Source organism: Rhodopseudomonas sp. BR0C11 (assembly GCF_010820945.1).
Lineage (GTDB): Bacteria > Pseudomonadota > Alphaproteobacteria > Rhizobiales > Xanthobacteraceae > Rhodopseudomonas > Rhodopseudomonas palustris_H.
Genome location: NZ_QTKI01000485.1, coordinates 1 through 3,269, shown reverse-complemented (window position 1 = coordinate 3,269; position 3,269 = coordinate 1). Strand labels below are relative to the sequence as shown.

Annotated in this window: 4 protein-coding genes; 2 read left to right on the top strand and 2 right to left on the bottom strand. The window is 65.6% G+C overall.

Annotation, left to right across the window (positions count from 1 at the left end):
• Both DYI24_RS23860 and DYI24_RS23855 read left to right on the top strand, forming a co-directional pair.
• A partial coding sequence (locus tag DYI24_RS23860; protein ID WP_164574087.1) for an ABC transporter ATP-binding protein occupies positions 1-557 on the top strand: 557 nt, incomplete at its 5' end.
• Between the two features lie 15 nt (positions 558-572).
• Positions 573-1,694, top strand: a complete 1,122-nt coding sequence (locus DYI24_RS23855; protein WP_107356688.1) for a cobalamin-independent methionine synthase II family protein — start codon at positions 573-575, stop codon at positions 1,692-1,694.
• Positions 1,695-1,923: 229 nt separating this feature from the next.
• Here the strand turns inward: DYI24_RS23855 and DYI24_RS23850 are convergent, their stop codons facing one another.
• Together DYI24_RS23850 and DYI24_RS23845 are read right to left on the bottom strand one after the other, a co-directional pair.
• Entirely contained in the window at positions 1,924-2,628 is a 705-nt protein-coding gene (locus DYI24_RS23850; protein WP_164574086.1) for an ABC transporter ATP-binding protein, read from the bottom strand.
• On the bottom strand, positions 2,621-3,269 hold a 649-nt coding region (locus DYI24_RS23845; RefSeq protein WP_164574085.1), incomplete at its 5' end, for an ABC transporter ATP-binding protein. The genes DYI24_RS23850 and DYI24_RS23845, both read right to left, overlap by 8 nt.

Below are 3,269 nucleotides of genomic sequence, written 5' to 3'. Positions count from 1 at the left end.
CCCGCCGCTTCTCCGGCACCATCGCGGTCGGCGGCGTCGATGTCACCGCGCTGCGCCCGGATCAGCGGGCGCGCGCCGGGATCGGTTGGGTGCCGCAGGAGCGCAACATCTTCAAGTCGCTCACCGTCGAGGAGAACCTCACTGCGGTGGCGCAGCCGGGGCCGTGGACGGTGGCGCGGGTGTACGAGATGTTTCCGCGGCTTGAGGAGCGCCGCAGCAATTTCGGCAATCAGCTCTCGGGCGGCGAGCAGCAGATGCTGGCGATCGGCCGTGCGCTGACGCTCAATCCCAAGGTGCTGCTGCTGGACGAGCCGACCGAGGGCCTCGCGCCGATCATCGTTGACGAATTGCTAACCGCGCTCGGCACCATCACCCGCTCCGGCGGCATCGGCTCGATCATCGTCGAGCAGAACGCGCGAAAAATCCTCCAGCTCGCGGATCGGGTTGTGATATTGGAACGCGGCGCGATCGTGCATGATGCGGCGAGCGCGGCGCTGAAGGATGATGCCGCAACGCTGGAGCGCTATCTGGGCGTCTCCGGCGGAGCCAAGAGCTGACCTTGGGGAGTGAAAATGACGCAAAGAACAAAGCCACCGTTCCGCGCCGACGAGGTCGGCAGCCTGCTGCGGCCGCAGAAGATCAAGGAAGCCCGCGCCAAGCTGGAGAAGGGCGAGATCACCGCCGCCAATCTGCGCGAGATCGAAGACATGGAGATCGAGAAGGTCGTCCATAAGCAGTCGGCGATCGGGCTGAAGCTCGCGACCGACGGCGAGTTCCGCCGCTCATGGTGGCACTTCGACTTCCTGAGCCATCTCACCGGCTGTGAGCTCTACCATCCCGACACCGGCATTCAGTTCGCCGGCGTGCAGACCCGCAACGATTCGATCCGCGTCATCGGCAAGCTCGACTTCCCCGATGACCATCCGATGCTCGATCACTTCCGCTTCCTCAAGAAGCACGCCGACATCGCGCATGTGACGCCGAAGATGACCATTCCGTCGCCGGCCGTGCTGCATTTCCGCGGCGGCCGCAAGGCGATCTCCAGCGAGGTTTATCCGGATCTCGATGGCTTCTTCCAGGATCTCGCCAAGACCTATCGCAAGGCCGTGAAAGCGTTCTACGACGCCGGCTGCCGCTATCTGCAGTTCGACGACACCGTGTGGGCGTATCTGTGCTCGCAGGACGAATTGCAGAAGGCGCGTGCCCGCGGCGACAATCCGGACAATCTGCAGCAGATCTATGCGCGGGTGATCAACTACGCGATCGCCGATCGGCCGGCCGACATGGTGATCACCACTCACGTCTGCCGTGGGAATTTCCGCTCGACCTGGATTTCGTCCGGTGGCTACGAGCCGGTGGCGGAGACGCTGCTCGGCGGCATCAACTACGATGGCTACTTCCTGGAGTACGACTCCGAGCGCGCCGGCGGGTTCGAGCCGCTGCGTTTCCTGCCCAAGGGCAACAAGGTCGTGGTGGTCGGCGTCATCACCTCGAAGTTCGGCGAATTGGAGAGCAAGGACGCGATCAAGCGCCGGCTCGAAGAGGCGTCGAAATTCGTGCCGCTCGAACAGCTGGCGCTGTCGCCGCAATGCGGCTTCGCCTCGACCGAAGAGGGCAACATCCTGTCCGAGCAGGAGCAGTGGGACAAGCTGCGCCTGGCTGTGGAAGTGTCCTGGGACGTCTGGGGCAAGTAAGCGGTCCGCTTGAGCTTTTGTATCTGCGTGATGGCCGGGCTTGTCCCGGCCATTTGCGTTTCAAACGAGAGCAGTCATTCCGGGGCGCTCGCGAAGCGAGCGAACCCGGAATCCAGAAATTGTTGCGACGCCGGGTGCGCCACAACTGCGAGATTCCGGGTTCACGCGCTACCGCGCGTGCCCCGGAATGACGGAGAAGAGGGAGTGACGACGCGCCTATCGCCTGCCGTCAATCGATCCCGAGATACGCCGCCTTCACCTTCGGATCGGTGAGCAGCTCCGCGGCGGGGCCGGCGTGAACGATGCGGCCGGTTTCGATCACGTAGCCGCGGTCGGCGATTTCGAGGGCGGCCGCGGCGTTCTGTTCGACCAGCAGGATGGTGATGCCACTGTTGCGCATCGCCACCACGGCGTCGAGGATCTGGTCGACCAGGATCGGCGACAGCCCGAGCGAGGGCTCATCGAGGAGCAGCAGCTTGGGCTGGCCCATCAGGGCGCGGCCGATCGCCAGCATCTGCTGCTGGCCGCCGGACAGGCCGCTGGCTTGCTGGTCGCGCTTGTCCTTCAGGATCGGAAACATCGCATAGACGCGCTCGCGGTCGGCCTCGATGCCGCCGTCTTTGCGCAAATAAGCGCCGAGCCTGAGATTGTCTGCGACACTGAGCGGGCCGAAGATCTGGCGCCCCTCGGGCGACTGGGTGATGCCGAGGCCGACGCGCTTGTGCGGCGCCAGCTTGTCGATGCGTTGGCCGAGAAACCGGATTTCTCCGCCGGACACCGGCTGCACGCCGGACAGCGCCCGCAGCAGCGTTGTCTTGCCAGCGCCGTTGGAGCCGATCAGCGCGACGACTTCGCCGGCACGCACCTCGAGGCCGATGCCTTTGAGCACGTCGATCCGGCCGTAGCCGCTGTGCAGGTCCTTTACTTCAAGCACGCGCCGCCTCCCGCGCGCCGTGGCGTCCGAGATAGGCTTCCGCCACCAGCGGATTGTGCCGCACCTCGTCGGGCGTCCCTTCGACCAGCATTCGGCCCTGATTGAGCACCAGGATGCGATGCGAGATCTTCATCACCAGCTTCATGTCGTGTTCGACCAGCACCACCGCGATGCCCTGCTCGGCGACGCGGCAGATCAGGCGGTCGATTTCCTCGGTCTCGACCGAATTGCACCCGGCTGCCGGCTCATCGAGCAGCAGCACCCGCGGCTCGGCGGCGAGCGCGCGGGCGATCTCCAGCCGCTTGCTCGCGCCATACGACAACGAGCCCGCCGCGACGTCGGCGACGTCGCGTAGGCCGACCTGATCGAGTAGCGTCAGCGCTGCCGCGCGGGTGGCGCGGTTCTGCCGCGTCACCGAGGGCAGGCGCAGTAGATCGGCAAACAGGCTGCAGCGCTCCTGCAGATGCCGCCCGACCATCACGTTCTCGGCGGCGGTCATGCGGTGGAAGATCTGCAGGTTCTGGAAGGTGCGCGACAGCCCGCGGGTGGCGAGTTCGTCCGGCGGCAGGCCGGTGACGTCGCTGCCGTCGAGCTCGATCCGGCCGTGGTCGGCGGCGTACATGCCGGAGACGACATTGAAC